At 66.7% G+C, this 25,063-nt stretch carries 25 protein-coding genes; 15 read left to right on the forward strand and 10 right to left on the reverse strand.

Features of this window, described 5'->3' with window-relative positions; genetic code table 11:
* Positions 1-64 precede the first annotated feature (64 nt).
* Together A7E77_RS00435 and A7E77_RS00440 are read right to left on the reverse strand one after the other, a co-directional pair.
* Complete coding sequence (locus tag A7E77_RS00435) at positions 65-2,800, reverse strand: TonB-dependent receptor plug domain-containing protein (protein ID WP_063685124.1); 2,736 nt, start codon at positions 2,798-2,800, stop codon at positions 65-67.
* A gap of 163 nt (positions 2,801-2,963) precedes the next feature.
* The gene (locus A7E77_RS00440; RefSeq protein WP_063685126.1) at positions 2,964-3,821 is read right to left on the reverse strand and encodes a protein phosphatase 2C domain-containing protein; all 858 of its coding nucleotides are present in this window, start codon (positions 3,819-3,821) and stop codon (positions 2,964-2,966) included.
* Positions 3,822-4,031: 210 nt separating this feature from the next.
* On the opposite strand from A7E77_RS00440, the gene dld reads away from it, so the two are divergent.
* Entirely contained in the window at positions 4,032-5,756 is a 1,725-nt protein-coding gene (gene dld, locus A7E77_RS00445) for a D-lactate dehydrogenase (protein ID WP_063685128.1), read from the forward strand.
* Positions 5,757-5,860: 104 nt separating this feature from the next.
* Positions 5,861-7,090 (forward strand): NAD(P)/FAD-dependent oxidoreductase, encoded by a 1,230-nt coding sequence (locus A7E77_RS00450; protein ID WP_063685130.1) that lies wholly within the window; start codon positions 5,861-5,863, stop codon positions 7,088-7,090.
* Positions 7,091-7,191: 101 nt separating this feature from the next.
* Here the strand turns inward: A7E77_RS00450 and A7E77_RS00455 are convergent, their stop codons facing one another.
* Together A7E77_RS00455 and secG are read right to left on the reverse strand one after the other, a co-directional pair.
* A complete protein-coding gene (locus tag A7E77_RS00455) occupies positions 7,192-8,826 on the reverse strand; it encodes a CTP synthase (protein ID WP_017979014.1) in 1,635 nt (544 codons plus the stop codon).
* An 89-nt stretch (positions 8,827-8,915) separates the two neighbouring features.
* On the reverse strand, positions 8,916-9,275 hold the full coding sequence (gene secG / locus A7E77_RS00460; RefSeq protein ID WP_017979015.1) for a preprotein translocase subunit SecG: 360 nt from the start codon (positions 9,273-9,275) through the stop codon (positions 8,916-8,918).
* A 389-nt stretch (positions 9,276-9,664) separates the two neighbouring features.
* On the opposite strand from secG, the gene A7E77_RS00465 reads away from it, so the two are divergent.
* The 9 genes from A7E77_RS00465 to A7E77_RS00505 all read left to right on the forward strand — a co-directional run bounded on the left by A7E77_RS00465 (position 9,665) and on the right by A7E77_RS00505 (position 17,912).
* The gene (locus A7E77_RS00465; protein ID WP_043059634.1) at positions 9,665-9,985 is read left to right on the forward strand and encodes a MarR family transcriptional regulator; all 321 of its coding nucleotides are present in this window, start codon (positions 9,665-9,667) and stop codon (positions 9,983-9,985) included.
* A complete protein-coding gene (locus A7E77_RS18145; protein ID WP_226341785.1) occupies positions 9,921-10,310 on the forward strand; it encodes an SH3 domain-containing protein in 390 nt (129 codons plus the stop codon). Before A7E77_RS00465 ends, A7E77_RS18145 begins: the two co-directional genes overlap by 65 nt.
* Entirely contained in the window at positions 10,307-11,236 is a 930-nt protein-coding gene (gene argC, locus A7E77_RS00475; protein ID WP_063685132.1) for an N-acetyl-gamma-glutamyl-phosphate reductase, read from the forward strand. The genes A7E77_RS18145 and argC overlap by 4 nt, the downstream gene beginning before the upstream one ends.
* A gap of 14 nt (positions 11,237-11,250) precedes the next feature.
* Entirely contained in the window at positions 11,251-12,714 is a 1,464-nt protein-coding gene (gene zwf, locus A7E77_RS00480) for a glucose-6-phosphate dehydrogenase (RefSeq protein WP_017979020.1), read from the forward strand.
* Between the two features lie 246 nt (positions 12,715-12,960).
* The gene (pgl, locus tag A7E77_RS00485; protein WP_063685134.1) at positions 12,961-13,665 is read left to right on the forward strand and encodes a 6-phosphogluconolactonase; all 705 of its coding nucleotides are present in this window, start codon (positions 12,961-12,963) and stop codon (positions 13,663-13,665) included.
* A 124-nt stretch (positions 13,666-13,789) separates the two neighbouring features.
* Positions 13,790-15,601 (forward strand): phosphogluconate dehydratase, encoded by a 1,812-nt coding sequence (gene edd, locus A7E77_RS00490; RefSeq protein ID WP_063685136.1) that lies wholly within the window; start codon positions 13,790-13,792, stop codon positions 15,599-15,601.
* A 120-nt stretch (positions 15,602-15,721) separates the two neighbouring features.
* Positions 15,722-16,687 (forward strand): glucokinase, encoded by a 966-nt coding sequence (gene glk / locus A7E77_RS00495; protein WP_017979023.1) that lies wholly within the window; start codon positions 15,722-15,724, stop codon positions 16,685-16,687.
* 16 nt (positions 16,688-16,703) lie between these two features.
* Complete coding sequence (gene eda, locus A7E77_RS00500; RefSeq protein WP_063685138.1) at positions 16,704-17,309, forward strand: bifunctional 4-hydroxy-2-oxoglutarate aldolase/2-dehydro-3-deoxy-phosphogluconate aldolase; 606 nt, start codon at positions 16,704-16,706, stop codon at positions 17,307-17,309.
* A gap of 210 nt (positions 17,310-17,519) precedes the next feature.
* Positions 17,520-17,912 (forward strand): hypothetical protein, encoded by a 393-nt coding sequence (locus A7E77_RS00505; protein WP_063685140.1) that lies wholly within the window; start codon positions 17,520-17,522, stop codon positions 17,910-17,912.
* Here the strand turns inward: A7E77_RS00505 and mltG are convergent, their stop codons facing one another.
* The 6 genes from mltG to fabD form a co-directional block, all read right to left on the reverse strand.
* Entirely contained in the window at positions 17,913-18,881 is a 969-nt protein-coding gene (gene mltG, locus A7E77_RS00510; RefSeq protein ID WP_063685142.1) for an endolytic transglycosylase MltG, read from the reverse strand.
* Positions 18,882-18,891: 10 nt separating this feature from the next.
* On the reverse strand, positions 18,892-20,148 hold the full coding sequence (gene fabF / locus A7E77_RS00515) for a beta-ketoacyl-ACP synthase II (protein ID WP_043059641.1): 1,257 nt from the start codon (positions 20,146-20,148) through the stop codon (positions 18,892-18,894).
* A 158-nt stretch (positions 20,149-20,306) separates the two neighbouring features.
* The gene (locus A7E77_RS00520) at positions 20,307-20,543 is read right to left on the reverse strand and encodes an acyl carrier protein (protein ID WP_017979028.1); all 237 of its coding nucleotides are present in this window, start codon (positions 20,541-20,543) and stop codon (positions 20,307-20,309) included.
* A 119-nt stretch (positions 20,544-20,662) separates the two neighbouring features.
* On the reverse strand, positions 20,663-21,403 hold the full coding sequence (fabG, locus tag A7E77_RS00525) for a 3-oxoacyl-[acyl-carrier-protein] reductase (RefSeq protein ID WP_063685144.1): 741 nt from the start codon (positions 21,401-21,403) through the stop codon (positions 20,663-20,665).
* A gap of 12 nt (positions 21,404-21,415) precedes the next feature.
* Positions 21,416-21,832 (reverse strand): GxxExxY protein, encoded by a 417-nt coding sequence (locus A7E77_RS00530; protein WP_063689585.1) that lies wholly within the window; start codon positions 21,830-21,832, stop codon positions 21,416-21,418.
* Positions 21,833-21,861: 29 nt separating this feature from the next.
* The gene (gene fabD / locus A7E77_RS00535) at positions 21,862-22,821 is read right to left on the reverse strand and encodes an ACP S-malonyltransferase (protein ID WP_063685146.1); all 960 of its coding nucleotides are present in this window, start codon (positions 22,819-22,821) and stop codon (positions 21,862-21,864) included.
* A 206-nt stretch (positions 22,822-23,027) separates the two neighbouring features.
* Between fabD and A7E77_RS00540 the strand changes: the two genes are divergently transcribed.
* From A7E77_RS00540 to rplI, 4 genes are all read left to right on the forward strand, one after another.
* On the forward strand, positions 23,028-23,372 hold the full coding sequence (locus A7E77_RS00540) for an RcnB family protein (RefSeq protein ID WP_017979032.1): 345 nt from the start codon (positions 23,028-23,030) through the stop codon (positions 23,370-23,372).
* A gap of 195 nt (positions 23,373-23,567) precedes the next feature.
* Positions 23,568-23,990, forward strand: a complete 423-nt coding sequence (gene rpsF, locus A7E77_RS00545) for a 30S ribosomal protein S6 (protein WP_017979033.1) — start codon at positions 23,568-23,570, stop codon at positions 23,988-23,990.
* A complete protein-coding gene (gene rpsR / locus A7E77_RS00550) occupies positions 23,990-24,214 on the forward strand; it encodes a 30S ribosomal protein S18 (RefSeq protein WP_007403456.1) in 225 nt (74 codons plus the stop codon). The genes rpsF and rpsR overlap by 1 nt, the downstream gene beginning before the upstream one ends.
* A 12-nt stretch (positions 24,215-24,226) precedes the next feature.
* Positions 24,227-24,832: a 50S ribosomal protein L9 gene (rplI, locus tag A7E77_RS00555; protein WP_017979034.1), complete on the forward strand. Its 606-nt coding sequence runs from the start codon at positions 24,227-24,229 to the stop codon at positions 24,830-24,832.
* Positions 24,833-25,063: the final 231 nt, after the last annotated feature.

The following is a 25,063-nucleotide window of genomic DNA, read 5'->3' on the forward strand; positions in this document are numbered from 1 at the left end:
CCGCAGCCAATGGACGGCCCGCCCGCCCCGTCGATCGGGCGGGTGCGATCGCGACGCCGGCCGATCACAGATGCGCGGTCAGCGAAACGCCGATCGTCCGCCCCAGAATGTCGTACGTGTCGGGGAAGGTGTTGAAGACACCGCCGGACGACACGCGCGGCGGATTGCGGTCGAACAGATTGTAGACGCCCGCGCTCATCGTCACCCGGTCGGTGAAATCGTAGGAGGCCGACAGGTCGAACGTGTCCTGCGCCTTGATCACCTCCGTCGATCCGACCGTGCTCGACCGCACCTTGCCAATGCGCTGCCAGTCGAACTGGATCACGCCCTTGTCGAGCAGCACGCCGATCCCGGCGGTGTGGCGGTAGGCGGGCTGGACCAGCGTGGTCCCGTCGCTCGAGCAGGTGGCACCGAACGTGCCCTTGCACTGCACCGCCGATACGGTGGGGTTCGCCTGGATCAGATACGACGTGACGATATTGCCCTGATAGGTGGCGCGCAGCCCCCTGCCCGGCAGCCAGTCCCCCCGCAGCGTATAGGCCGCCGAAATGTCGAAGCCGCGTTGCAGCAGCCGCCCGAGATTCTGGTTGTTGACGAAGGCGTCGGCGAAGCTGCCGTTCGGGTTGCGCGTGACCAGCCCGCACAGCGGATTACCCGCGGTCGGATTGGTGATATAGCAGCTGGTGATCGCCGCGATCGGCTGGATCACGCCCACCGCGCCGCGCAGGTCGAGATTGTAATAATCGACCGTGACGTTCAACCCGGGGATAAATGTCGGCGTGAACACCGCGCCCGCGGTCGTCGTATAGCCCGTCTCTGGCTGGATCGCGGGGTTGCCGCCATAATAATAATTGCCCGTCAGGTAGCTGGCGGCATTCGAATTGGTCGAGCCCACCGCCGGCGCGCCGAACCGCTTGCACTGCGCGGCATCGCCCGTGCCGATCACGCACGGATCGCCGCCGTAGCGCGGCTTCAGCCGATCGACGGTGACGAGGCTGCTGAACGGCAGCGACGAGGTGGTGGCGGCGAATTCGCCGAAATTGGGGGTGCGCAGCACGCGCTGATAGGTGCCGCGCAGCCGCAGGTTGCGATCCACCTCCCAATTGCCTTCGACCTTCCACGTCCCGTGCGTGCCGAACAGATTATAGTCCGACAGGCGATACGCGCCGCCCACGGACAGCTTGCGGATCAGCGGCGTGTCGTGGATCAGCGGCACCAGCACCTCGCCGTACAGTTCGCGCACGTCGAACGCGCCGCTGTATGCCGCCTGCACGCCCTGGCGATAGGTGTTGCCGGTCAGCAGCGCGCTGTCCTGCGTGATACTCGCGGTCTCGCGGCGATATTCGACGCCGACGGCAAAGCCGATCGGCCCGGCGGGCAGCGCGAACAGGTCGGCGAGGCTGCCGCTGATCGTCGCCGCGGTGACGAACTGGTCACGCTTGCGATCGAAGCCGTTGATCGGACTGCCGAGCGCTGCGGCGAGCCCCGGCTGGCGCGGGCCCAAGATGTTCACGGTGTTGACGATCGCGGCGAAGTTGTTCGCACCGGCCGCATTGGTGACCAGCCCGTCGCCCGAGATCAGCGACGATTCGGTTGAGCGGCCATATTGGGCATAGACGTTCCACCGGATCGCATCGGTCAGCGGCCCGCGCAGCCCCGACTGGAACTGCAAGGTGTTGCGTTCGGTCGCATAGGTGATGAGGCCCAGCTCGGCGAGCGAGCGCGACACGTTCACCTGCGCGACGCCGTTGACGAAGGTCAGCTGGTTGCGGATCGCGTCGGTCAGGAAAGGATTGGTCGCGCTGATCCCGACCGTGCGGCTGACCGAAGCGGGCGCCGCGCCGGGCGTGCCGGTCTCCTCGGTCCGCGCACTGGTGAACATCGCCCGGCCGTACAGTTCGATCTGCGGCGTGATCGCATATTTGTAGAGCGCGGCGACGTTGATGCGGCGGAGCGGCGAGATCAGCGGATAGCTCGCCGAGATGTTCGAGGTGGCGGACGGGCTGGTCGTGAACGTGCCATCGTCGGTAAAGCCGAAGCGCCGGCCGCTGGCGACATCGGTGAAAACGCCGCCGATGCTAGGGATCGTCTGATTGGGCGTTGTCGCCCAGTCGCGCTGCCCGGCCCGCACGCCATCGCGCTGCGTATAGTCCGCCGCGATCACCAGATTGCCGGCATCGCCGATGCCGGTGCCCATCATCAGCGAGGCGCCATATTGCGCGCCGCCATGGACCGACAGGCGGCTCGTCGCCGTTCCGCGCAGACCCTTGTAATCGTCGTTCAGGATGAAGTTGACGACGCCCGCGACCGCATCCGCGCCATAGACCGCGGCGGCACCGCCAGTGAGCACGTCGACGCGCTTGATGAGCGAGGCGGGGATGGCGTTGACGTCGACCGAGTTGCGGAAGCTGAAGGGCGCCGCCCGCGTCCCATCGATCAGCACCAGCGACCGGCTCTGGCCGAAGTTGCGCAGCTCCAGCACCTGCGCCCCGAACGCATCACTCCCCTGCGAACCCTGGCGCACGCCACCCGACAGCTGCGGGATCTTGGTCGAGAAATCCTCGATCGTCAGCGCGGACTGCAGCTTGATCTGCTCCTCGCCCGTCGACGCGACGGGGCTGCTGCTGGTCAGGCCGGGGATCGCGATCCGCGTCCCCGTCACCACGATGTCGTCGCCTGTCACGGGCACGCTGGGGTCCGCCGCTACGGGAGCGGTCTGCGCGTGCGCCGAACCGGACACCTGCGCAAGGGCGATGGCCAGAGCCGCGACGGCTACGGTATGTCGATACGACGTCACCATGATGGAGTCCCTCCCTTGAACCCGAACCCGGCGTTGCCGCCCGGTCATCATGGGACCCGGCGAGACGCTGGCAAGGCAGGGATAATGCATACCTGTCTTATGCCTGTAAAGATGTGGTATTGCATATTGGTATTATGGCAGGGATCGGCGTCGGGTTTCGGCGTCAGCTCGGAACGTCCCAGCTGCAAACGATCAGACTGGCGTCGTCGTGCCGCTTGACCCGGGTGTGACGGTGCAGGGAGTCCGGCTCGCGTTCGATGTCACGCAGCCGAGCCAGCCACGCCTGCGCGTCTGCCGGCGTGGCGATCACCAGCAGATCGGCGGGCGTCGCGATGCCGAACAGTTCGACCAGACGCAGGAACCCGTCACTGGCGATCGCAAAGCGCTGCCCGGGCTGCAAGGGAAGCCTCGCCTGCCAGACATGGTCCGCCGCCGCAGCCTCTGGCCCGAAGACCCAATAGCCGCCCTCGCAATTCTTCAGGCAGCGATTGGCGCGCAATCCGGGCAACAGTCGCAATTTCAGCGCATCGGGATCGATCGTCGGCTCCGCGTCGTAGATCGCCTTCACCGCCGCCAATGTCCGCGCCTCGACGATATCCAAATCGGAAGCGCCGTACAGCCGTGCCTTGCCCGCCTCATCGACCGCCGCCACGCGGCAATCGGCAAGGCTGGTGATCTCGACCGCGTCGTCGATGACGCGAACCATGGCGAAGGCGGCCGAGGGAAGATCGCAGGGATCGACATCTGCGCGCAATTGCACCCGCGCGAGCGCTTCGGCGCATTGCGTCATGACGGTGCGCAGCAGCGCGATCGTCGAGCAGTCCGGATCGTCTGCAAGCGCTTCGGCGAGCAGCCGGTTGGCGGTCTGCGCCAGCCATGCCGCGTCGCTCGGCGCGTCCAGTATCGACGGGCCGATGCCGGTAGCGCCATCGATCACCCAGGCGGCATTCCCATGATGGCCGATCGCGTCCTCGTTGACAGGGCCCTGGCCGTCGGACAGCGCCACGTCGATCCTCAACATGACATGCTCCAATCCGTGTGCGCAGGAGGCTACCAACTCCGCATCCGACGCGCAAACCAATATGATGCCACTTGCATGCTCTACCGGACTGGTATCTACTTGCAGGATGGCATTGTGCGCTGACATCCGTCCCATACATCGGGCGCGTGGATGGAAGGGATGCGATGACCGACCAGGAGATGCAGACGCAATGACCTCGGCGGCACGGCCATGACCGACACCGCGGCGCTACGGGCGACGCTGCGCGCCATCGTGGGCAGGCGTCACCTGCTCACCAGTCCGCGCGCCACGGCGCGGTTCCGCAAGGGATACAGGACCGGCGACGGACCGGCGATCGCGGTGGTGCAGCCGGCCACGTTGGTCGAGCTGTGGCGCGTCGCGCAGGCCTGCGTCGCCGCCGATGTCTCGATCATCATGCAGGCATCGAATACCGGGCTGACCGGTGGCTCGACACCCGACGGCGACGATTATCCGGGCGGCCTGGTCATCATCAGCACCACCCGGCTGTCACGGCTACGCGTGATCCGGGGCGGCGAGCAGGTGGTGTGCCTGCCGGGCGCGACGCTGAACGAGCTCGAACAGACGCTGCGACCCTATGGGCGGGAACCGCATTCGGTGATCGGATCGTCCTGCTTCGGCGCCTCGGTGGTCGGCGGCGTCTGCAACAATTCGGGGGGATCGCTGATCCGGCGCGGCCCCGCCTATACGCAGCTCGCCCTGTTCGCCGCCGTGCAACCGGATGGCAGCCTGACCCTGTTCAATCATTTGGGCATCGCCCTCGGCGACGATCCCGACACGATCCTGTCGCGGCTCGATAGCGGCGATTTCACCGAGGCGGACGTGGCGGCCACCCCCGATCGCTGGGCGCACGATCACAGCTATGCCGAGCATGTCCGGGCGATCGACAGCGACATACCCGCCCGTTTCAACGCCGACCCGCGGTGCCTGTTCGAAGCATCAGGCAGCGCGGGGAAGCTGATCGTCTTCGCGGTGCGCCTCGACACCTTCGCGCGCGAAGAGGATAGCGCGACCTTCTATATCGGCACCAACGATCCCGATCGGCTGACTGACCTGCGCAGAACGATGCTGCGCGATTTCGACCGACTGCCGATCGCGGGCGAATATATCCACCGGACCGCCTTCGACGTCGCGGATCATTATGGTCGCGACACGTTCCTCGCCATCGAGCGGCTCGGCACGCATCGGCTCCCTGCCCTCCTCGCCGCCAAAGCCCGGTTCGATGCGGTCGCGGATCGCGTGTCGAAGGGGTTGGGCGACCGCCTGATGCAATGGTCGTCCCGGTTCATGCCCGATCACCTGCCCGGCTGGATGCGCGCCTATCGCGATCTTTTTGCGCATCACCTGATCCTGAAGGTGTCGGGCGATCAGCGCGCCGACACCCGCGCGCTGCTGGCGCGGCTGTTTCCGGGCGATACCGTGGGCGACCACCGGGAATGCAGCGCATCGGACAGCGCCAAGGCTTTTCTCCACCGGTTCGTGGTGGCGGGTGCCGCCGTCCGATATCGGGCGGTCCATGGCGGCGAGGTCGCCGACATCGTCGCACTCGACGTCGCGCTGCCGCGCAATGCGCAGGCTTGGGTCGAGGACCTGCCGCCAGCGCTGGCCGATCAGGTGATCCACACGCTCTATTACGGCCATTTCTTCTGCCACGTCTTCCATCAGGACTATATCGTCCGACGCGGCAACGATCCCCTCGTCTTCGAACACGCGCTCTGGGCACTGCTCGACGCGCGCGGCGCGCAATATCCCGCCGAACATAATGTCGGCCACCTCTACGTCGCGCCAACTCAACTGGCGGAATTCTATCGCGATATAGATCCCCGGAATCAGCTGAATCCGGGGATCGGCCACACCCCCCGCGCGCGTCACTGGGCCGACAGCGACGGCGGTGATCACAAACGCGCCAAGCTTTAGGATCGATTTGGACAGGTCATGACAACCCGTCGCTTTTCTGGCACCGCTCCTTATGGTCCGGTGGACCATAAGCACGTGTTCGGAATGGGCGAGGGGTTTCGAGAATGAGCGACAGGTTCGACATTGTGATCGTCGGGGCGGGCCATGCCGGCGCACAGGCCGCCATCGCGCTGCGCCAGCGTGGCTTTGCGGGGACGGTCGCGATCATCGGTGACGAGCCTGAACTGCCCTACGAACGCCCCCCGCTCAGCAAGGATTATCTGGCGCGCGACAAATCGTTTGATCGCCTGCTGCTGCGCCCCGAAAGCTTCTGGCGCGAACGCGAGGTGACGATGCTGCTGGGCCAGCGCGTGACGGCGATCGATCCGGTTGGTCACGCGATCACACGCGAGGATGGCGACAGCATCGGCTATGGCACGCTGATCTGGGCGACCGGCGGCGCGCCCCGCCGGCTGACCTGCCCAGGCCACGACCTCGCCCGCGTCCATGCCGTGCGCACCCGCGCCGACGTCGATCGCATGATGGCGGAGCTGGACGACACCACCCGCGTCGTCGTGATCGGCGGCGGCTATATCGGCCTGGAGGCTGCCGCGGTGCTGTCGAAGCTCGGCAAGTCCGTCACCCTGATCGAAGCGCTCGACCGGGTGCTGGCGCGCGTCGCGGGCGAAGCGGTGTCGCGGTTCTTCGAAGCGGAGCATCGCGCGCATGGCGTCGATATCCGCCTGGGCTGTGCCGTGGAGTGTATCGAGGGCACGGACGGCGCCGCCTCCGGCGTGCGACTGGCGGACGGGGAAGTGGTGCCGTGCGACATGGTGATCGTCGGCATCGGCATCATCCCGGCGATCGCACCGCTCCAGGCAGCCGGCGCGGCGTGCGGCAACGGCGTGATCGTCGATGCCATGTGCCGCACCACCCTGCCCGACGTCTATGCGATCGGCGACTGTGCCGCCCACCCCAATCCCTATGCGGACGGCGCCGTCATTCGACTGGAATCGGTGCAGAACGCCAATGATCAGGCCAGCACCGTCGCCCGCGCGATCCACGACGCGGCCGAACCTTATGACGCCGTCCCCTGGTTCTGGTCGAACCAGTATGACCTGAAGTTGCAGACCGTCGGCCTGTCGACCGGGCACGATCAGGTGGTGGTGCGCGGCGATCCCGCCTCCCGCAGCTTCAGCGCCATCTATCTGAAGGACGGGCAGGTGATCGCGATCGACGCGATCAACAGCGTGAAGGATTACGTGCAAGGCCGCGCGCTGGTGGTCGCCCGCACCGCCGCCGACGCCGCCACTCTGGCGCAAACCGACATTCCGCTGAAGACGCTGACGGTCTAAGACGCTTCCGAAGCGAACACGCTGCCGAGTAACGCGCCGGCGGGACCGACATCCCGAAACGCAAAACCCTCCCCCGGCTATACCGGGGGAGGGCTAACACATCACACCAACCGGCTCTGCTTCACTGCGGCGGCGATGAAGCTGGCGAACAGCGGGTGCGGGTCGAAGGGCTTGCTCTTCAGCTCCGGGTGGAACTGCACGCCGACGAACCAGGGGTGATCGGGGCGCTCGACGATCTCGGGCAGCGTGCCGTCGGGCGACATGCCGCTGAACACCAGGCCGCCCTTTTCCAGCGCGTCCTTGTAGTGCGTGTTCACCTCGTAGCGGTGGCGATGACGCTCCTGAATGGTCGTGCCGCCGTAGATCGACGCGACGACACTGTTGCCGTCGAGCGCGGCTTCATAGGCGCCGAGCCGCATCGTGCCGCCCATGTCGCCCGATGCCTCGCGCTGTTCCAGCCCGTCGCGCCCCATCCATTCGGTGATCAGGCCAACCACCGGCTCGCTCGTCGGACCGAATTCGGTCGACGACGCATTGGCGATGCCCGCGGTATCGCGCGCGCCTTCGACGCAGGCCATCTGCATGCCGAAGCAGATGCCGAAATAGGGGATTTCGCGCTCGCGGGCGAACTTGACCGACTTGATCTTCCCCTCCGCGCCGCGCTCACCGAACGCGCCGGGGACGAGGATCGCATCGCACGGTTCGAGCTGGCTCACGATCTCGCTGTCGTCATTCTCGAACAGTTCGGCGTCGATCCAGCGGACGTTGACCTTCACGCGGTTGGCAATGCCGCCGTGTACCAGCGCTTCGTTGAGCGACTTATATGCGTCCTGCAGGCCGACATATTTGCCGACGACGCCGACCGTCACCTCGCCCTCCGGGTTGGTCAGGCGATCCATGATGTCGCTCCAGCGCGACAGATCAGGGGCCGACGACGGCGTGATGCCGAAGGCGCGCAGCACCTCCGCATCCAGACCCTCGCCGTGATACTGCATCGGCACCGCATAGATGCTCTTGGCGTCGAGCGCGGGAATGACCGCGGTTTCCGGGACGTTGCAGAACAGCGCGATCTTGGCGCGCTCCGACGGCGGCAGCGGCTGTTCGCAGCGGCAGACTAGGACGTCGGGCTGCACGCCGAGGGCAGCCAGTTCGCGCACCGAATGCTGCGTCGGCTTGGTCTTCAGCTCGCCCGCGGCGGCGATGTACGGCACCAGCGTCACGTGGATGCTGATCGCGTTGTTGCGCCCCTCTTCGTTGCGCAGCTGGCGGATCGCCTCGATGAACGGCAGCGATTCGATATCGCCGACCGTGCCGCCGATCTCGCAGAGCACGAAGTCGAGGTCGTCCGTCTCCGCGCGCGCGAACGCCTTGATCGCGTCGGTGACGTGCGGGATGACCTGCACCGTCGCGCCGAGATAGTCGCCGCGACGCTCGCGCTCGATGATCGTCTTGTAGATCCGGCCGGAGGTGACGTTGTCCGACTGGCGGCTCGCGACGCCGGTGAAGCGTTCATAGTGGCCGAGGTCGAGATCCGTCTCCGCGCCGTCATCGGTCACATAGACCTCTCCGTGCTGATACGGGCTCATCGTGCCCGGATCGACGTTGAGATAGGGATCGAACTTCCGGATCCGGACGCGATAGCCGCGTGCCTGAAGCAGAGCTGCGAGAGAGGCCGCCATGAGGCCTTTGCCGAGCGACGAAACCACGCCGCCGGTGATGAAGATGTACCGCGCCATGGGAGGAATCGCCTAGCTTGGATGGGGGGCAAACGACAAGAGCGCGCGGGGGTCTCCCGCGCGCGATTTACGACGAAACGTTGTGCGGCTTAACGCTGCAGCGGCACCGCGCCATTATCGGCAGGCGCATTCGGCACCGCATCCTGCGCCGGTGCGAGCGGCTGGGCCGCCGGAGCCGGCGCCGCGGGAAGCGGACGGGCGAGAGAGGTGTCGATCGTCTGGGTCTGGCGGTGCGCCGCGATGAAGGCGAGCGCGATCGACATGCAGACGAACACCGTCGCGAGGATCGAGGTCATGCGGGTCAGGAAGTCCGCCGCGCCGCGCGCCGACATCAGGCCCGACGGGCTGCCGCCCATGCCGAGGCCGCCGCCTTCCGACTTCTGCATCAGGATCACCGTCACGAGCGCGGCGGCGATGATGGCATGAACGACGAGGAGGAAGGTGAACATCGACGACCTTGGGAAAAACGGATGAAGGCGCGCACATAGGCGAGGCGCGCCGAACGATCAACCGGCGTGGGGATGGGGGTGCGAAGGCCTCGCCTGCCAGCCTGGTGCCGCCCTTCTTCGTCATCCCCGCGCAGGCGGGAATCCAGACGCGCTACCGTTTCGGCTCCATAAATACCGGTAGCGGTTATGGATTCCCGCCTCCGCGGCAATGACGGCCGAGTTGGCATAAGCACAGACACCCTGCCCCCCACCCCGTTTATTCCGCCCACCGTTCATTTCCCGGAAACCACCACCGCACCGCGGCGTTATGACCCCGAAACAAAGCCCGAAAATGGCGCAGAAACGGATATTTGCACGTGGGAACAGCCGCGCAATCACTCGCGACGTGGATGAGCGCCCTGGTGGATTACGTGCGGTCGGGCGAGCCCGATCTCACCAACCGGCAGATGGCACTGCTCCTTCTCGTTTACCTCAATCCCGGCCCGCATACGGTGCGCGGCCTAGCCCGGGCGCTCAACGTGTCGAAGCCCGTCGTCACGCGCGCCTTGAATCGGCTGGGCGCCCTCGGCTATCTGCGCCGTCAGCGTGACGACAGCGACAAGCGCAATATCTTCGTCGCACGTACATCCGAAGGGGCAGAGTTTCTTGAAGAGTTCGGGCAATTCCTCGGCGACGGCGAATCACACGCACGCCAACCGGCCCTCGCGTAAAGCCTTTGCGCTGACCGGTCCCTCGGTCGATCTCGATCCGCGCACCCACGCCGTTCGCGGCGATCTGGCCGACGTCCGCCTCGCCGAACAGGTCTTCGCGCCCCATTATGCCGCGCCGATGGTCACCGTCGTGTCGCGCGCTGTCGGACTGTTCGGTGACCGCAACCTCAGCGAGCAGGTCGCCGATCTCAGCGTCGGCGACACGTTCGACGTGCTGGAGCTTGCCGGCAATCATGCCTGGGGTCGGGCCACGGCGCAGAACCTCGTCGGCTACGTCGACCGCACCGCCTTGGATATCGCCGTGCCGCAGGATGACGCGGCATGAGCGTGTCGGTCTTCATCGACGGTGCGGTCGGCACCACCGGCATCGACATCCGCGAACGGCTGAGCGGGCGCAGCGACCTCACGATCGTCACGCTCGATGAGGCACGCCGCAAGGACGCCGCCGCGCGGGCCGAGGCGCTGAACGACTCCGATTTCGCGATCCTCTGCCTGCCCGACGAGGCTGCGAAGGAAGCCGCGGCGCTGGTCCGCGACGGTGGCGCGCGGATCATCGACGCCTCGTCCGCGCATCGGGTCGCGACGGGCTGGACCTATGGCTTCCCCGAACTCGACGCAGGCCAGGCGGACCGGATTGCGCATGCACCCCGCGTCTCCAACCCCGGCTGCTACCCCACCGCGTTCCTCGCGCTCGTCGCCCCGCTTATCCGCGCCGGCCTTGTCCCGGCCGACTGGCCGCTGACCTATAATGCCACCTCGGGCTATTCGGGCGGCGGCAAGGCGATGATCGCCGAGTTCGAAGAGGGCGGCACCGACACCGTCTTCCGCGTCTATGCCCTCACCCTCGCGCACAAGCATCTCCCCGAGATGAAGACGCACGCCGGCCTCGCCCACCCGCCGATCTTCGCGCCGTCGGTCACGCGGCTCAACCGCGGCATGCTGTCCGAAGTGCCGCTGCCGCTCGCGCAATTGCCCGGCAGCCCCAGCATCGCGCAAATCGAGGACACGCTGGCCGCGGCCTATGCCGACAGCGCGCTGATTTCGGTCGCGCCGGGCGACGTCACCGCAATCGCCATCGAGGAGAATGCGGGCACCGACCGGATGACGCTGCGCGTCTGCGGCAACCCCGGCACCGGCCACGTCCGGCTGATCGCGACGCTCGACAACCTCGGCAAGGGCGCGGGCGGCGCGGCGGTGCAGAACCTCAACATCATGGCCGGGCTCGATCCGCTCGCCGGCCTCATCCTGTAACGTAAAGGATCGTCATGCAGCGCAATCCCGTCGGCAAGCTGCTCCTGTTCGGAGCCACCGGTGACCTCGCCAAGCGCATGTTGCTGCCCTCGCTGTATGGCCTGCACGCCGACGGCCTGCTGCCCAAGGATCTGACGATCACCGGCTCGGCGCGCGGCGACATGGACGACGATGGCTATCGCGACGTCGTGAAGAAGGCGCTCGACGAATTCCTCCCCGCCGACCGCAAGGACGAAAGCGCGCTCGGCACCTTCATGCAGCGCATCCAGTTCCAGCCTGCCGATCTGTCCGACCCCAACAGCTTCCAGCCGCTCGCCGACAAGATCGGCGACGTGTCGGGCGGCCTCGCCATCTATCTCTCGACCGCGCCCTCGCTGTTCGAATCGGCGGTGCAGGGTCTCGAGAAGGTCGGGCTGACCGGGCCGACCGTGCGCATCGCGCTCGAAAAGCCGCTGGGCTACGACCTCGCCTCGTCGAAGGAGATCAACGACACCGTCGCCAGCGCCTTCCCCGAGGAGCGGACGTTCCGCATCGACCATTATCTGGGCAAGGAAACCGTCCAGAACATCCTGGCGCTGCGCTTCGGCAATTCGATGTTCGAGCCGATCTGGAACGCGCAGGGGATCGACAACGTCCAGATCACCATCGCCGAAACGGTGGGTCTGGAGGATCGCGCCGGCTATTACGAGGGCGCGGGCGCGCTGCGTGACATGGTCGCCAACCACATGCTCCAGCTCGTCGCGTTGATCGCGATGGAGCCGCCCGCGCTGTACGACGGCACCGCGATCCGCGACGAAAAGGCCAAGGTCTTCCGCAGCATGCGCAAGATCACGCCCGAGCAGGTGCCGCAATGCACCGTCACCGGCCAATATGAAGAGGGCGCGGTCGGCGGCAAGGTCGTCAAGGGCTATGACGACGAACTGGGCTATGACAGCAATGTCGAGACGTTCGTCGCGATCAAGGCGCATATCGACAATTGGCGCTGGCAGGGCGTGCCCTTCTACCTGCGGACCGGCAAGCGCATGGCCAAGCGCCGCAGCGAGATCGCGATCCAGTTCAAGCCCGTGCCGCATTCGATGTTTTCCGGCCGCGGCGGCGTGCTGCAGCCCAACACGCTGGTCATCCGCCTGCAGCCCGAGGAATATATCCAGCTGCTGGTGATGACCAAGGAACCGGGCCTCGACCGCGACGGCCTGCGCCTGCGCGAGGTGCCGCTGAACCTCAGCCTCGACGCCGAATTCGCGGGCACCCGCCGCCGCATCGCCTATGAGCGCCTGTTGCTCGACCTGATCGAAGGCGACCAGACGCTGTTCGTCCGCCGCGACGAGGTGGAGGCGCAATGGACCTGGATCGACGCGATCCGCGCAGGCTGGGATGCGAACCAGACCAAGCCCAAGCATTATGCCGCCGGCACCTGGGGCCCCGCGGGCGCGATCGCACTGACCGAACGCGATGGGGTGACCTGGCAGGACGATTGAGGTCGAGGCCCAAGCCCCCCTTTCGTCATTCCCGCGAAGGCGGGAATCCAGACTGGCTGACGGTGCGGCTCTGCCGCAAGCACATGGGTTATGGATCCCCGCCTCCGCGGGGATGACGAAGCTGGTGTGGTGAGTCGACCGCATCGAACGCACATTTCTGTCCCCCATACGTACGCGGGGGCACTTACCTTGCGTGGGCCACTCCGCTAAGCGAGCCCCGCGCGCCGACATGAGAAGGCTGTACCCATGACCGAGATCGAATGGTGGGAGTATGACGACGCGGGCGAACTCGCGGACGCGATCGCCGGTGACATCCAGTTCGTCATCGAAAGTGCGATCGACGCGCGCGGCTCCGCGGTCATCGCACTCGCCGGCGGCAAGACCCCCTTCCCGGCCTATGAAAAGCTCGCGAGCACCAAGCTCGATTGGAAGCGCGTGACGATCGTACCGGGCGACGAGCGCATCGTGCCGCTCGGCGACCCGCTGTCGAACGTGACGCAGCTCGGCAAGCTGTTCATCCCCAAGGGCGCGCGCGTCATCCCGATCGTGCCCAAGCAGACCGAGGATTATAAGTCCGCCGGCCGCTCCGCCGATGCGCTGATGCAGGATCTGCACTGGCCGCTCGACCTGTGCCTGCTCGGCATGGGTGGCGACGGGCATACCGCCTCGATCTTCCCGGGCCCCGATTTCGACGAGGCACTGAACGGCCCGAAGGAACGCCGCATGCTGGGCGTGATGCCCGATCCGCTGCCGCCCGAGGCGCCGGTCGCCCGCGTCACGCTCAGCCGCCAGGGCATCGTGACGGCGCGCGCGCTGATGATTGCCCTCACTGGCAAGGACAAGCGCAAGGTTCTGGAACAGGCGATCGAGCAGGGCCCGTCGTCGCCCTATCCGATCGGCCGCGTCCTCGCCGATGCCGAACTGCCCGTCGACATTCACTGGGCGCCGTAAACTCCCTCCTACCGTTCGTGCTGAGCCTGTCGAAGCACGGTGAGACCCACCGCCCTTCGACAAGCTCAGGGCGAACGGTATAGAGGGATCACCCGCGCCCCACCCCTCCCCAGGAACCCGCGCCATGAACCCCGAAGTTTCCGCCGTCACCGACCGCATCATCGCCCGGTCGAAGGACAGCCGCGCCGCCTATCTGTCGCTGATCGAGCGCGAGCGGGACAATGGCGCGCGTCGCCCGCAGCTCGGCTGTGCCAACCTCGCCCACGCCTATGCCGGGACGGAGGAGGACCGCGACACGATGCGCGCCGGCCAGGCGATGAACATCGGGATCGTCACCGCGTACAACGACATGCTGTCCGCGCACGCGGTCTACTACCGCTATCCCGAACTCATGAAGGTCTGGGCGCGGGAGGTCGGTGCGACGGCACAGGTCGCCGGCGGCGTACCGGCGATGTGCGACGGCGTGACGCAGGGCTATCCGGGCATGGAACTGTCGCTGTTCAGCCGCGACACCATCGCGCTGTCGACCGCGATCGCGCTCAGCCACGGCACGTTCGAAGGCGCGGCGCTGCTCGGCATCTGCGACAAGATCGTGCCCGGCCTGCTGATGGGCGCATTGCGCTTCGGTCACCTGCCGATGATGCTGATCCCCGGCGGCCCGATGCCCTCGGGCCTGCCCAACAAGGCGAAGGCCGCGGTGCGCGAAGCCTATGCGGAGGGCAAGGCCGGTCGCGAAGAACTGCTCGACGCCGAAATTTCGGCCTATCATTCGAAGGGCACCTGCACTTTCTACGGCACGGCCAACACCAACCAGATGATGATGGAGGTGATGGGCCTGCACATGCCCGGCGCCGCCTTCGTCAATCCGGGCACGAAGCTGCGCCAAGAACTCACACGCGCCGCGGTGCATCGCCTTGCCGGCATGGGCTGGCGCGGCGACGACTATCGCCCGCTGGGCCATTGCGTCGATGAACGCGCGATCGTGAACGCTGCGGTCGGCCTGCTCGCGACCGGTGGATCGACCAACCACCTGCTCCACGTCCCCGCCATCGCGCGTGCCGCAGGCATCGTCATCGACTGGGAGGATTTCGACCGCCTCAGCCAAGCCGTGCCGTTGATCGCGCGCGTCTATCCCAACGGTTCGGCCGACGTGAACGCGTTCGAGGCGGCGGGCGGCATGCCCTTCGTCATCCGCGAACTGCTCTCGGCCGGTCTGCTGCACGGCGACATCACAACGGTGAGCGGCGACAGCCTCGCCGCTTATGCGCAGAAGCCCGTCATCGCCGACGACCAGCTGGCGTGGGAGCCGGTCGGCGACAGCGGCGACACCAGCATCCTGCGCCCAGTCGCCGAAGCCTTCTCGCCCGATGGCGGCATGCGCATCCTCGCCGGCAACATCGGCCGCGCCTGCATCAAGGTGTCGGCGGTCGATCGCGAGCGTTGGGTGATCGAGGCGCCCGCACGCGTCTTCCACGACCAGCTCGACGTGCTCGAAGCGTTCAAGCGCGGCGAGCTGGAGCAGGACGTCGTCGTCGTCGTCCGCTTCCAGGGCCCGCGCGCCAACGGCATGCCCGAACTGCACAAGCTCACCCCGCCGCTCGGCGTGCTCCAGAACCGCGGCTTCAAGGTGGCGCTGGTCACCGACGGCCGTATGTCGGGCGCGAGCGGCAAGGTGCCGTGCGCGATCCACTGTTCGCCCGAAGCCCTGGGCAACGGCGCGATCGGCAAGATCCGCGATGGCGACATCATCCGCGTCGACGCGGTGAACGGCACGCTCGATGCGCTGGTCGACCCAGCCGAATGGCTGGAGCGCCCGCTCTGCGACGCGCCGGGCGCGGCGACGGGCATGGGCCGCGAGCTGTTCGGCATGTTCCGCGGCCTCGCCGACGAAGCCGAAAAGGGCGCGTCGGGGATGCTCGCGGCGGCTGGGTTGTAAGAGACCACCCTCACCCTTCCGGCGCTGCGCGACTCCCTCCCTCTCCCATCGGGAGAGGGAAGAGACGGCGAAGCCGGCGACAGGGTGAGGGCGGGTCGGAACGATAAGAGAGGAAACGCAATGCAATTGGTCAGCGTAGACATCGGCGGCACCCACGCCCGCTTCGCCATCGCGGAGGTGGAGAACGGCCGCGTCGTATCGCTCGGCGAGCCGGTGACGCTGAAGACCGCCGAACACGCCAGCCTGCAGACCGCATGGCAGCATTTCGCCTCGATCCACGGCACACCGCTGCCCAAGGCGGCGGCGCTGTCGGTCGCCTCGCCGATCACCGGCGACATCATCCGCCTGACTAACAATCCCTGGGTGATCCGTCCTTCGCTGATCCCCGAACGGCTCGGCGCCGACATCTACACCGTCATCAACGATTTCGGCGCGGTCGGCCACGCGGTGGCCCAGTTGCCCGCGGAAGACTTCGAACATCTCTGCGGCCCAGATTTGGCCCTGCCCGAACAGGGCGTGACCACCGTCTGCGGCCCGGGCACGGGCCTCGGCGTCGCGCAGGTGTTCAAGACCAGCGATCGCTACCACGTCCTCGCCACCGAAGGCGGCCACGTCGATTATGCCCCGCTCGACGGGATCGAGGACGCCTTCGTCAAGCGGCTGCGTCGCCAGTTCACCCGCGTGTCGACCGAGCGCATCTGCTCCGGCCCCGGCATCGTCGCGATCTACGAAACGCTTGCCGCGCTGGAAGGCCGCGCGGTGCCGAACCTCGACGACAAGGCGATCTGGACCGAGGCGCTGGACGGCACCGATTCGATCGCGCTCGCCGCGCTCGATCGCTTCTGCCTGTCGCTGGGCGCCGTGGCAGGCGACCTCGCGCTCGCCCATGGTGCAAAGGCCGTGGTCATCGCCGGCGGCCTGGGCCTGCGCATCAAGGACAAATTGATCCGCTCCGGTTTCGACCAGCGCTTCGTCGCCAAGGGGCGGTTCCAGACGCTGATGGCCGGCATCCCCGTCAAGCTCATCACACATCCGCAGCCCGGCCTGTTCGGCGCGGCGGCCGCCTTCGCCCAAGAACACGCATAAAAAGGTAGCATCCAGCATGACCGATATCGCCACCATCATGCAGACCAGCGCCGTCATCCCGGTGCTGGTGATCGACGACGCCGCCACCGCCAAGCCACTGGCCGAAGCGCTCGTCGCCGGGGGCCTGCGCGTTCTTGAAGTCACGCTGCGCACCCCCGCCGCGATGGAGGCTATCGCCGAGATGAAGACCGTGCCCGGCGCGATCGTCGGCGCAGGCACCGTCGTCAACGAAGCGCAGGCCAAGGCGGTGATCGACGCCGGCGTCGAATTCGTCGTCTCGCCCGGCCTCACCGAACGGCTCGCGCGCCCGATCCTGGACGCTGGCGTCGCTTATCTGCCCGGCACCGCCACGGCGGGCGACATCATGCGCGGGCTCGATCTCGGCCTCACGCACTTCAAATTCTTCCCCGCCGAAACCAGCGGCGGGCTGAAGGCGCTGAAGGCCCTCGCCGCGCCCTTCTACCAGTGCCGCTTCTGCCCGACCGGCGGCATCACCGAAGCGTCTGCGCCCGACTGGCTGGCGTTCGACCCCGTCCTGTGCGTCGGCGGCAGCTGGGTCACGGGCGGCAGCATGGCGGATGTCGAAGCCAAGGCCCGCGCGGCGAGCGCATTGCGGCGCTAAGGCCCGATCGCAAACACCACCAGCGATGCCGGGCCCGTCCCGGCATCGCTGTGCGTAACGGCCGCCCCGGTCCCTGTCCGTCACGATGATATCGCACGCCACAGCCGCCCCTTCGCCGGGGCCATTTCGACGGAACGATCGGCATTACGAAGATCGAATCACGCCGCTAGTTTAACCGATCCTCCATTCGATCGGTGCAGGGTGAAGGCCATGTACACCTTCGCCTTCGACGAACAGGCCCGCATCTTCACGATACGCCTCCAAGGCTTCTGGACACCGCCGGTTCTGGCGGCCTTCGTCGACGAGGTGACCGCGCGCAGCGTCGGACAAGCCCGGCGCTACGGCCGCTATGGCGTCTTCGTCGATTGCCGCGACTATCAGGTACAGACCGGCGCGCTGGCCGAGGGATTCGCAAACGTCATCGGCCGGGCGAGCAGTCAGGAGCGGCCGGTTTGCCTGCTGTTCTCTGCCATGCTCGTCAAATTACAGGCGGAACGCTCGCTCGGTACGACCGCGGCGGCGATCTTCCTCGACGAGACGGCGGCGCGTGACTGGCTGGCGGCGCAGCTCGCCACCACCCCGCAAGAGCTTACCCCCGCCTGATCACATCTCCCCGCGCTGGCGGCGGATCGCGTACCATTTCTGCACATTGGCATTGTGTTGGGCCAGCGTGTCGGCGAACACATGGCCGCCGGTGCCGTCCGCGACGAAGTACAGTGCGTTCGACTGCGCCGGATCGAGCACCGCATCGATCGACGCCCGGCCCGGATTGGCGATCGGCCCGGCCGGCAGCCCCACCTCGGCATAGGTGTTGTAGCCGTTCTTCGCCTGCAATTCGCTGCGCAGAATCCGCCGGCCCAGCGGCCGCCCCTTGGTGATCGGATAGATGACGGTCGGGTCCGCCTGCAACGGCATGCCGCGCTTCAGCCGGTTGCCATAGACCGCGGCGACCATCCGCCGTTCGGACGGCTTGCCGGTTTCCTTCTCGACGATCGAGGCGAGGATGATCGCCTGTTCGGGCGTCGTCACCGCAATACCGGGCTTCCGCTTCGCCCAGGCTTGAGCCAGATACGCCTTCATCGCCGTCTGCATGCGGGCGACGACCGACGCGCGGGTGTCGCCGCGCTGGAAGGCGTAGCTGTCGGGCAGCACCGATCCTTCGGCGGGCACCGGCACGCTGCCGGTCAGGCCATCCGCCTTGGCGAGCGCATCATGCACCAGCACCGACGGATAGCCTTCGGGCACGACGACCAAGCGCTGGAGCACCTTGCCGCCCTGCAGCATCTTCAGGATATCGGCCTGGCTGGTGTGCGGCGGGATGCGATATTCGCCCGCCTTGATCGAGCCATCCGCCCCGAACACGCGGGCGAACAGGCGGAAGCGGCCGGCGGAGGGGATCGCCCCGGCCCGTTCCAATTCCCGCGCGGCGGCGGCGAGGCTGCTGCCCTCCGCCACCTGCACCGTCACCGTCCGCTGCGCCGGGCCGCTGCCGCCCCAGCTGCGCACGACGACGACCGCCGCGATGATCGCGACGAGCCCGAGCAGCAGACCGAGGCAGCCGACCTTGCGCATCGTCTGTGGCTCAGATCGCCTTCATCACCAGCGACGCATTGGTGCCGCCGAAGCCGAACGAATTGTTCAGCACCGCCTTCACCTCCCGCTTCTTCGCCGTCAGCGGCACCAGGTCGACGCCCTCGGTGCCCTCGTCGGGATTATGCAGGTTCAGCGTCGGCGGCACGATCTGGTCGCGCAGCGCCAGGATGCAGAAGATGCTCTCCACCGCACCGGCCCCGCCGAGCAGATGCCCGATCGCCGATTTGGTGCTCGACATCGACGCGCCCGACAGATCGTCGCCGAACACGCGCTTCGCCGCGGCGAGCTCGATCGTATCGGCCATGGTCGAGGTGCCATGCGCGTTGATGTAATCGATGTCCGACGGCTCCATGCCCGCCTTGCGCAGCGCCATGCGCATCGCATTCTCCGCGCCCTTGCCCTCGGGGTGCGGCGCGGTGACGTGATAGGCGTCGCCCGACAGGCCATAGCCGACGACCTCGGCATAGATCTTCGCGCCGCGCGCCTTGGCGTGCTCATATTCCTCGAGCACCACCACGCCCGCGCCCTCGCCCATCACGAAGCCGTCGCGGTCCTTGTCATAGGGGCGGCTCGCTTCGGTCGGGCGATCGTTCATGCTCATGTTGAGCGCGCGCGCCTGGGCGAAGCCGGCGACGCCCAGCGGGTTGATCGTGCTTTCCGCACCGCCCGCCAGCATGATGTCGGCGTCGTCGTCGCGGATCATCCGCGCGGCGTCGCCAATCGAATGCGCGCCGGTCGAGCAGGCGGTCACGACCGCATGGTTCGGACCCATCAGGCCGTATTTGATCGAGACCTGACCGCTGATCAGGTTGATCAGGCGCCCGTGGACGAAGTGCGGGCTGACCCGGCCGGGACCGCGCTCGTGCAGGTTAACCGATTCGATCTCGATACCCGGCAGACCGCCGATGCCCGAGCCGATCGACACGCCCGCGCGCAGCTTGGTCGCCTCGTCCATCTCGGTGAGGCCTGCGTCTTCCAGCGCCTGGCCGGCGGCGTCGATGCCATAGATGATGAACGGATCGACCTGACGCTGGACCTTGTGGTCGACGCGCTTATCCGGGTCGAAACCATATTCGTGATCCTTGGGCTTCACCTCGCACGCGATCGTGCATTTCTGGCCCGTGGTATCGAAGCGGGTGATCGTCCCCGCGCCGGACTTGCCGGCGATCAGATTGGCCCAGGCCGTCTCGACGTCCGCGCCGAGCGGCGTCACGAGGCCCAATCCGGTTACGACAACGCGCCGCATACCCTTACTCCATCCAGTCCATGTACGTCCCCGGCCGCGGGTTCCGCGCCCGGCTGTTACGAAAAACGGCCCCCCGCCCTCTCACAACGGGGACGGGGAGCCGCTTCAATCATGCCCTTGCGGGCGCGAGGCGAGGCGAAAGGCCCGGCCTCAGGCGATTACGCCTTATGCTCGTCGATGTAGGTGATCGCGTCCTTGACGGTCGTGATCTTCTCGGCGGCATCGTCGGGGATCTCGACCCCGAACTCTTCCTCGAACGCCATGACGAGCTCGACGATGTCGAGGCTGTCGGCGCCCAGGTCGTCGATGAAGCTCGCGTCCTCGGTCACCTTGTCGGCTTCGACGCCGAGATGCTCGACGACGATCTTCTTCACGCGGTCGGCGGTCTCGCTCATGTGTATTCCCTCTTCACGTTGGGGGGTTTTCAGTAATTCCCGACAGCCCGTAGAACGGGGCCGTCCGGCTGGCAAGCGTCTGTTAAGGGTTGGCGTCGGCCAACCGCCTTAACAAGGGGTTAGATCATCGCCATGCCGCCGTTGACGTGCAACGTCTGGCCGGTGACGTACCCCGCCTCCTTCGACGCCAGATAGACGACCGCCGCGGCGATATCCTCGCCCGTGCCCAGGTCGCCCGCCGGGATGCGGCCGAGCAGCGCACTCTTCTGGGCGTCCGGCAGTACGTCGGTCATCGCCGAACGAATGAAACCGGGCGCGACGCAATTGACCGTGATGTTGCGGCTGGCCAGTTCCTGCGCCAGCGCCTTCGACATGCCGACAAGGCCCGCCTTCGACGCGGCATAATTCGCCTGTCCCGGATTGCCGGTCTGCCCGACGACCGAGGTAATCGACACGACACGGCCGAAGCGCTGCTTCATCATCGGCTTGGCGGCGGCGCGGATCAGCCGGAACGCGGCCTCCAGGTTGACGCGGATCACCTGATCCCATTCGTCGTCCTTCATCCGCATCGCCAGGTTGTCGCGCGTGACGCCCGCGTTGTTGACCAGGATGTCGATCCGCCCACCCAGCGCCTCGACCGCCTGCGGCACCAGCGCGTCGACCGCGGCGGCGTCCGACAGGTTGCACGGCACCGCAACGTGATCCCCGCCAAGGCCCGCACGAAACGCCTCCAGCTTGTCGGCATTCGAACCCGACACCGCCAACCGCGCCCCCTGCGCCGCCAACCCCTTGGCAATAGCGGACCCGATACCCCCCGAAGCCCCCGTAACGAGCGCAGTCATGCCGCTAAGATCGAACATTCTTCGCAATCCTTATTGATTCACGCGAAGACGCGAAGACGCGAAGGTGTCGTGGCCGTTGACGATACGTCGCAGCCCCTCCTTGAGCGTCGCGCCTCCGAAATTGATAAGCAGCCCAAGCGGCTGATCGGTTAGTCGAAGGTAGGTCAGCAATTGTTTGGCATGAGCGGCGTTGAGCCGCTCGACCGACTTGATCTCGACGAGCAAACGCCCGGCGACGACAAGATCGATCCTGAAGGCCGCATCGAAGGACAGGCCTTCGAACGTGAACGAGACCGGCATCTGCCGCCGGACCTCATAGCCCAGCCGGGTCAGCTTAGCAGCCAGTACCGTCTCATAGACGCTTTCCAGCAAGCCCGGGCCCAGGTCGCGATGGAGCCGAAAGGCAACGTTAATGGTGGCCGAGGCGATTGCCTCGAGATCCACCATCTTCGCGTCTTCGCGGCTTCGCGTGCCCATCACACCTTCTTAAGCAAATCCTCGATGTCGTCCATCGTCACCACGCTGATCGCATCCGCGTCGGGGGCGATGCGCTTCACCATGGGGGTGAGGACCTTACCGCCGAATTCGACGAACTGGGTGACGCCCGCCTCGACCATCGCCAGCACCGATTCGCGCCAGCGGACCATGCCCGTCACCTGCGCGACAAGCGACGCGCGGATCGCGCCCGGATCGGCGATCGCCGCGGCATCGACGTTGGCGAACACCGGCACCAGCGGCGCCCCGATGCGCGCGTCGGCCAGCGCGGCGTCCATCGCGTCCGCCGCGGGCTGCATCAGCGGGCAGTGGAACGGCGCCGACACCGGCAGCAACACCGCACGCTTGGCACCCAGGTCCTTGGCGAGCGCGACCGCGCGTTCGATCGCGGCACGGTGGCCGGAAATCACGACCTGCGAGGGGTCGTTGTCGTTCGCGACGGTGCAGACGAGCTGCTCGCCGCCCTCCGCCAGAATGGCGTCGACCGCAGCGCCGGCGATCACCTCCGCCTTGTCGCGATCGGCACCGAGCAATGCCGCCATCGCGCCCTCGCCCACCGGCACCGCCGCCTGCATCGCCTGCCCACGCAGCTTCAGCAGACGCGCGGTGGTGGACAGGTCGAACGCCTGCGCCGCGCACAAAGCGCTATATTCGCCAAGGCTGTGGCCCGCGACGTAATCGGCCTTGTCGGCGAGCGACACGCCGCCTTCCCGCTCCAGCACGCGCAGCGTCGCAATCGCGTTGGCCATGATCGCGGGCTGGGCATTTTCGGTCAGCGTCAGATCGTCCGCAGGTCCTTCGACCATAAGGCGGAACAGATGCTGGCCCAGCGCCTCGTCGACTTCGCCGAACACCTCGCGCGCCACGGGACTCGCGTCGGCCAGCGCCTTGCCCATGCCGACCGCCTGGCTGCCCTGGCCGGGGAAGATGAATGCCCGCATCTGGACTCTCCTTAATTCGCAGGAGGGCGCCACTAGGGCCGCGGCGGGCCTCACGCAACCTGAACGAAGATCGCGGAGTTGCGACACCTTGCGACCGTTTTGACGGATCGGTGGGAGAGGCGTGCGACAGGTGGCGCCCATATCTCCTTCCGACGCCACGAAAAACGGCGCCAGTATCCAATGCATGTTCAACGGGAGTATGAACGATGAAGAAGCTGATCCTGAGCGCGATCGCCGCCACGCTGGTCGCCAGCCCGATGGTTGCCAGCGTCGCCGAAGCCGCGCCGCAGCAGCGCACGGTCACTACCGTCAAGGAACGCGCCAACGGCCGCACCGTGGTGACGACGCGCACCACCGAAACCCGCGGCTGGCGCGCCGGTCAGCGCTTCGATCGCCGTCGCGCGGCCAACTATCGCATCGTGCGCGACTACCGCACCTATCGCCTCGCCCCGCCGCCGCGCGGTGCCTATTGGGCGCGCTCGGGTCGCGATGCGGTGCTGGTCCGCAACAACGGCACGGTCATCCGCGTGATCCAGCGCTCGTTCCGCTGAGCCTGACCGTTCATCAGGCGGGCCGTTAAGCCTTGCCTTTTGGCGCGAACCCGTTAGGGGACGCCACATCCGGGGTGGAGAGCCAGTCTCTCCGCCCCGGTTCGTATTGCGATTTGAGTGAGAGCGATACGGGGACGACAGCCGGAGGGGCGCCGCATGGGGCGGCGTCAGCGATCGGCCAACGAAGGACAAGGCATGGCTCTGTACGAGCACACGTTCCTTGCGCGCCAGGATCTGGCACAGGCGCAGGTGGACGCGCTGGCGGAAACCGCCACGAAGATCATCGAAGACAATGGCGGCAAGGTCGTCAAGACCGAGACCTGGGGCCTGCGCAGCCTCGCCTATCGCATCGCGAAGAACCGCAAGGCGCATTACGTGATGCTCGAGATCGACGCCCCCGGCAACGTGGTGGCCGAGCTGGAGCGCCAGACCCAGATCAACGAGGACGTGATCCGCTACATGACCGTCAAGGTCGACGAGCTGGAGCAGGGTCCGACCGTCATGATGCGCAAGCAGGAGCGCGACCGCGAGCGTCGCAGCGACCGTGAAGGCGGCCGTGACGGCGCCCCCCGTGGCGACCGCGGCCCGCGTCGTGACCGTGAAGAGGAGGCCGCATAATGGCTCGCCCGTTTTTCCGCCGCCGCAAGTCGTGCCCGTTCAGCGCCAAGGATGCGCCCCGGATCGACTATAAGGACGTCCGTCTGCTCCAGGGCTTCGTGTCCGAGCGTGGCAAGATCGTTCCGTCGCGCATCACCTCGGTGAGCGCCAAGAAGCAGCGCGAACTCGCCCAGGCGATCAAGCGCGCCCGTCATCTGGGCCTGCTGCCCTACGTCGTTAAGTAAGGAGTCCGATCCATGGACGTCATTCTGCTTGAGCGCGTCGAGAAGCTCGGCGCCATCGGCGACGTAGTGAAGGTGAAGGACGGTTTCGCCCGTAACTTCCTGCTGCCGAACAAGAAGGCGCTGCGCGCCAACGAAGCCAACCGCAAGGTGTTCGAGGCGAACCGCGCCCGCATCGAATCGGAAAACGCGAACCGTCGCGGCGAAGCCGAGAAGGAAGCGGTCAACTTCAAGGACGTGTCGGTCACGCTGATCCGTCAGGCGTCGAACACCGGCCAGCTGTACGGCTCGGTCGCGGTGCGCGACCTGGTCGAGGCGCTGGTCGCCGACGGCCACAAGGTGACCAAGAGCCAGATCGTGCTCGACAAGCCGATCAAGTCGATCGGCCTGTACGACGTGCGCGTCGCGCTGCACCCGGAAGTCGCCGTGACCGTCAAGGTCAACGTCGCCCGCTCGCCTGAAGAGGCCGAGATGCAGGCGTCGGGCGTCGATGTCATGGCATCGATGTTCGAGCGTGACGAAGCCGGCTTCACCGAGGATTACGATCCCAACGCCGAGCCGGGCGCCACTGCCGAAGTGCAGAGCGACGATCGCGCCGAAACGGAGCAGGCGCAGGGCTAATCCCCCGCGTCGGCTATCGCCGATCCAAGAAAAAGGGCCGTCCGGTACGTACCGGGCGGCCCTTTTTCGTGCGTCCGACGTACCGTCGGCAGGTCTGGCGATCGAAAGCTCAGGGGCAGGTCACGCAGGCGCTCACGACCGCCGCCAGCGGGATCAGGGCCAGAACGACGGGAAAAATCTGCTTCATCATCAGGTCCTTGCGATTCCCAATGCCCAATGCGCACCCGATGC

It is taken from the genome of Sphingomonas sp. NIC1, from assembly GCF_001638925.1.
GTDB classification, from domain to species: Bacteria; Pseudomonadota; Alphaproteobacteria; order Sphingomonadales; family Sphingomonadaceae; genus Sphingomonas; species Sphingomonas aquatilis.

What these genes read in the sequence shown, in the direction of transcription:
- eda (WP_063685138.1), top strand. Translation starts at nt 16,704, where the DNA reads ATGACCGATATCGCCACCATCATGCAGACCAGCGCCGTCATCCCGGTG.
- A7E77_RS00455 (WP_017979014.1), bottom strand. Translation starts at nt 8,826, where the DNA reads ATGGCGCGGTACATCTTCATCACCGGCGGCGTGGTTTCGTCGCTCGGC.
- fabD (WP_063685146.1), bottom strand. Translation starts at nt 22,821, where the DNA reads ATGCGGGCATTCATCTTCCCCGGCCAGGGCAGCCAGGCGGTCGGCATG.
- A7E77_RS00505 (WP_063685140.1), top strand. Translation starts at nt 17,520, where the DNA reads ATGTACACCTTCGCCTTCGACGAACAGGCCCGCATCTTCACGATACGC.
- mltG (WP_063685142.1), bottom strand. Translation starts at nt 18,881, where the DNA reads ATGCGCAAGGTCGGCTGCCTCGGTCTGCTGCTCGGGCTCGTCGCGATC.
- rpsR (WP_007403456.1), top strand. Translation starts at nt 23,990, where the DNA reads ATGGCTCGCCCGTTTTTCCGCCGCCGCAAGTCGTGCCCGTTCAGCGCC.
- rpsF (WP_017979033.1), top strand. Translation starts at nt 23,568, where the DNA reads ATGGCTCTGTACGAGCACACGTTCCTTGCGCGCCAGGATCTGGCACAG.
- dld (WP_063685128.1), top strand. Translation starts at nt 4,032, where the DNA reads ATGACCGACACCGCGGCGCTACGGGCGACGCTGCGCGCCATCGTGGGC.
- argC (WP_063685132.1), top strand. Translation starts at nt 10,307, where the DNA reads ATGAGCGTGTCGGTCTTCATCGACGGTGCGGTCGGCACCACCGGCATC.
- fabG (WP_063685144.1), bottom strand. Translation starts at nt 21,403, where the DNA reads ATGTTCGATCTTAGCGGCATGACTGCGCTCGTTACGGGGGCTTCGGGG.
- A7E77_RS00465 (WP_043059634.1), top strand. Translation starts at nt 9,665, where the DNA reads ATGAGCGCCCTGGTGGATTACGTGCGGTCGGGCGAGCCCGATCTCACC.
- A7E77_RS00450 (WP_063685130.1), top strand. Translation starts at nt 5,861, where the DNA reads ATGAGCGACAGGTTCGACATTGTGATCGTCGGGGCGGGCCATGCCGGC.
- A7E77_RS00435 (WP_063685124.1), bottom strand. Translation starts at nt 2,800, where the DNA reads ATGGTGACGTCGTATCGACATACCGTAGCCGTCGCGGCTCTGGCCATC.
- A7E77_RS00520 (WP_017979028.1), bottom strand. Translation starts at nt 20,543, where the DNA reads ATGAGCGAGACCGCCGACCGCGTGAAGAAGATCGTCGTCGAGCATCTC.
- A7E77_RS00540 (WP_017979032.1), top strand. Translation starts at nt 23,028, where the DNA reads ATGAAGAAGCTGATCCTGAGCGCGATCGCCGCCACGCTGGTCGCCAGC.
- A7E77_RS00530 (WP_063689585.1), bottom strand. Translation starts at nt 21,832, where the DNA reads ATGGTGGATCTCGAGGCAATCGCCTCGGCCACCATTAACGTTGCCTTT.
- secG (WP_017979015.1), bottom strand. Translation starts at nt 9,275, where the DNA reads ATGTTCACCTTCCTCCTCGTCGTTCATGCCATCATCGCCGCCGCGCTC.
- glk (WP_017979023.1), top strand. Translation starts at nt 15,722, where the DNA reads ATGCAATTGGTCAGCGTAGACATCGGCGGCACCCACGCCCGCTTCGCC.
- A7E77_RS00440 (WP_063685126.1), bottom strand. Translation starts at nt 3,821, where the DNA reads ATGTTGAGGATCGACGTGGCGCTGTCCGACGGCCAGGGCCCTGTCAAC.
- edd (WP_063685136.1), top strand. Translation starts at nt 13,790, where the DNA reads ATGAACCCCGAAGTTTCCGCCGTCACCGACCGCATCATCGCCCGGTCG.
- zwf (WP_017979020.1), top strand. Translation starts at nt 11,251, where the DNA reads ATGCAGCGCAATCCCGTCGGCAAGCTGCTCCTGTTCGGAGCCACCGGT.
- fabF (WP_043059641.1), bottom strand. Translation starts at nt 20,148, where the DNA reads ATGCGGCGCGTTGTCGTAACCGGATTGGGCCTCGTGACGCCGCTCGGC.
- rplI (WP_017979034.1), top strand. Translation starts at nt 24,227, where the DNA reads ATGGACGTCATTCTGCTTGAGCGCGTCGAGAAGCTCGGCGCCATCGGC.
- pgl (WP_063685134.1), top strand. Translation starts at nt 12,961, where the DNA reads ATGACCGAGATCGAATGGTGGGAGTATGACGACGCGGGCGAACTCGCG.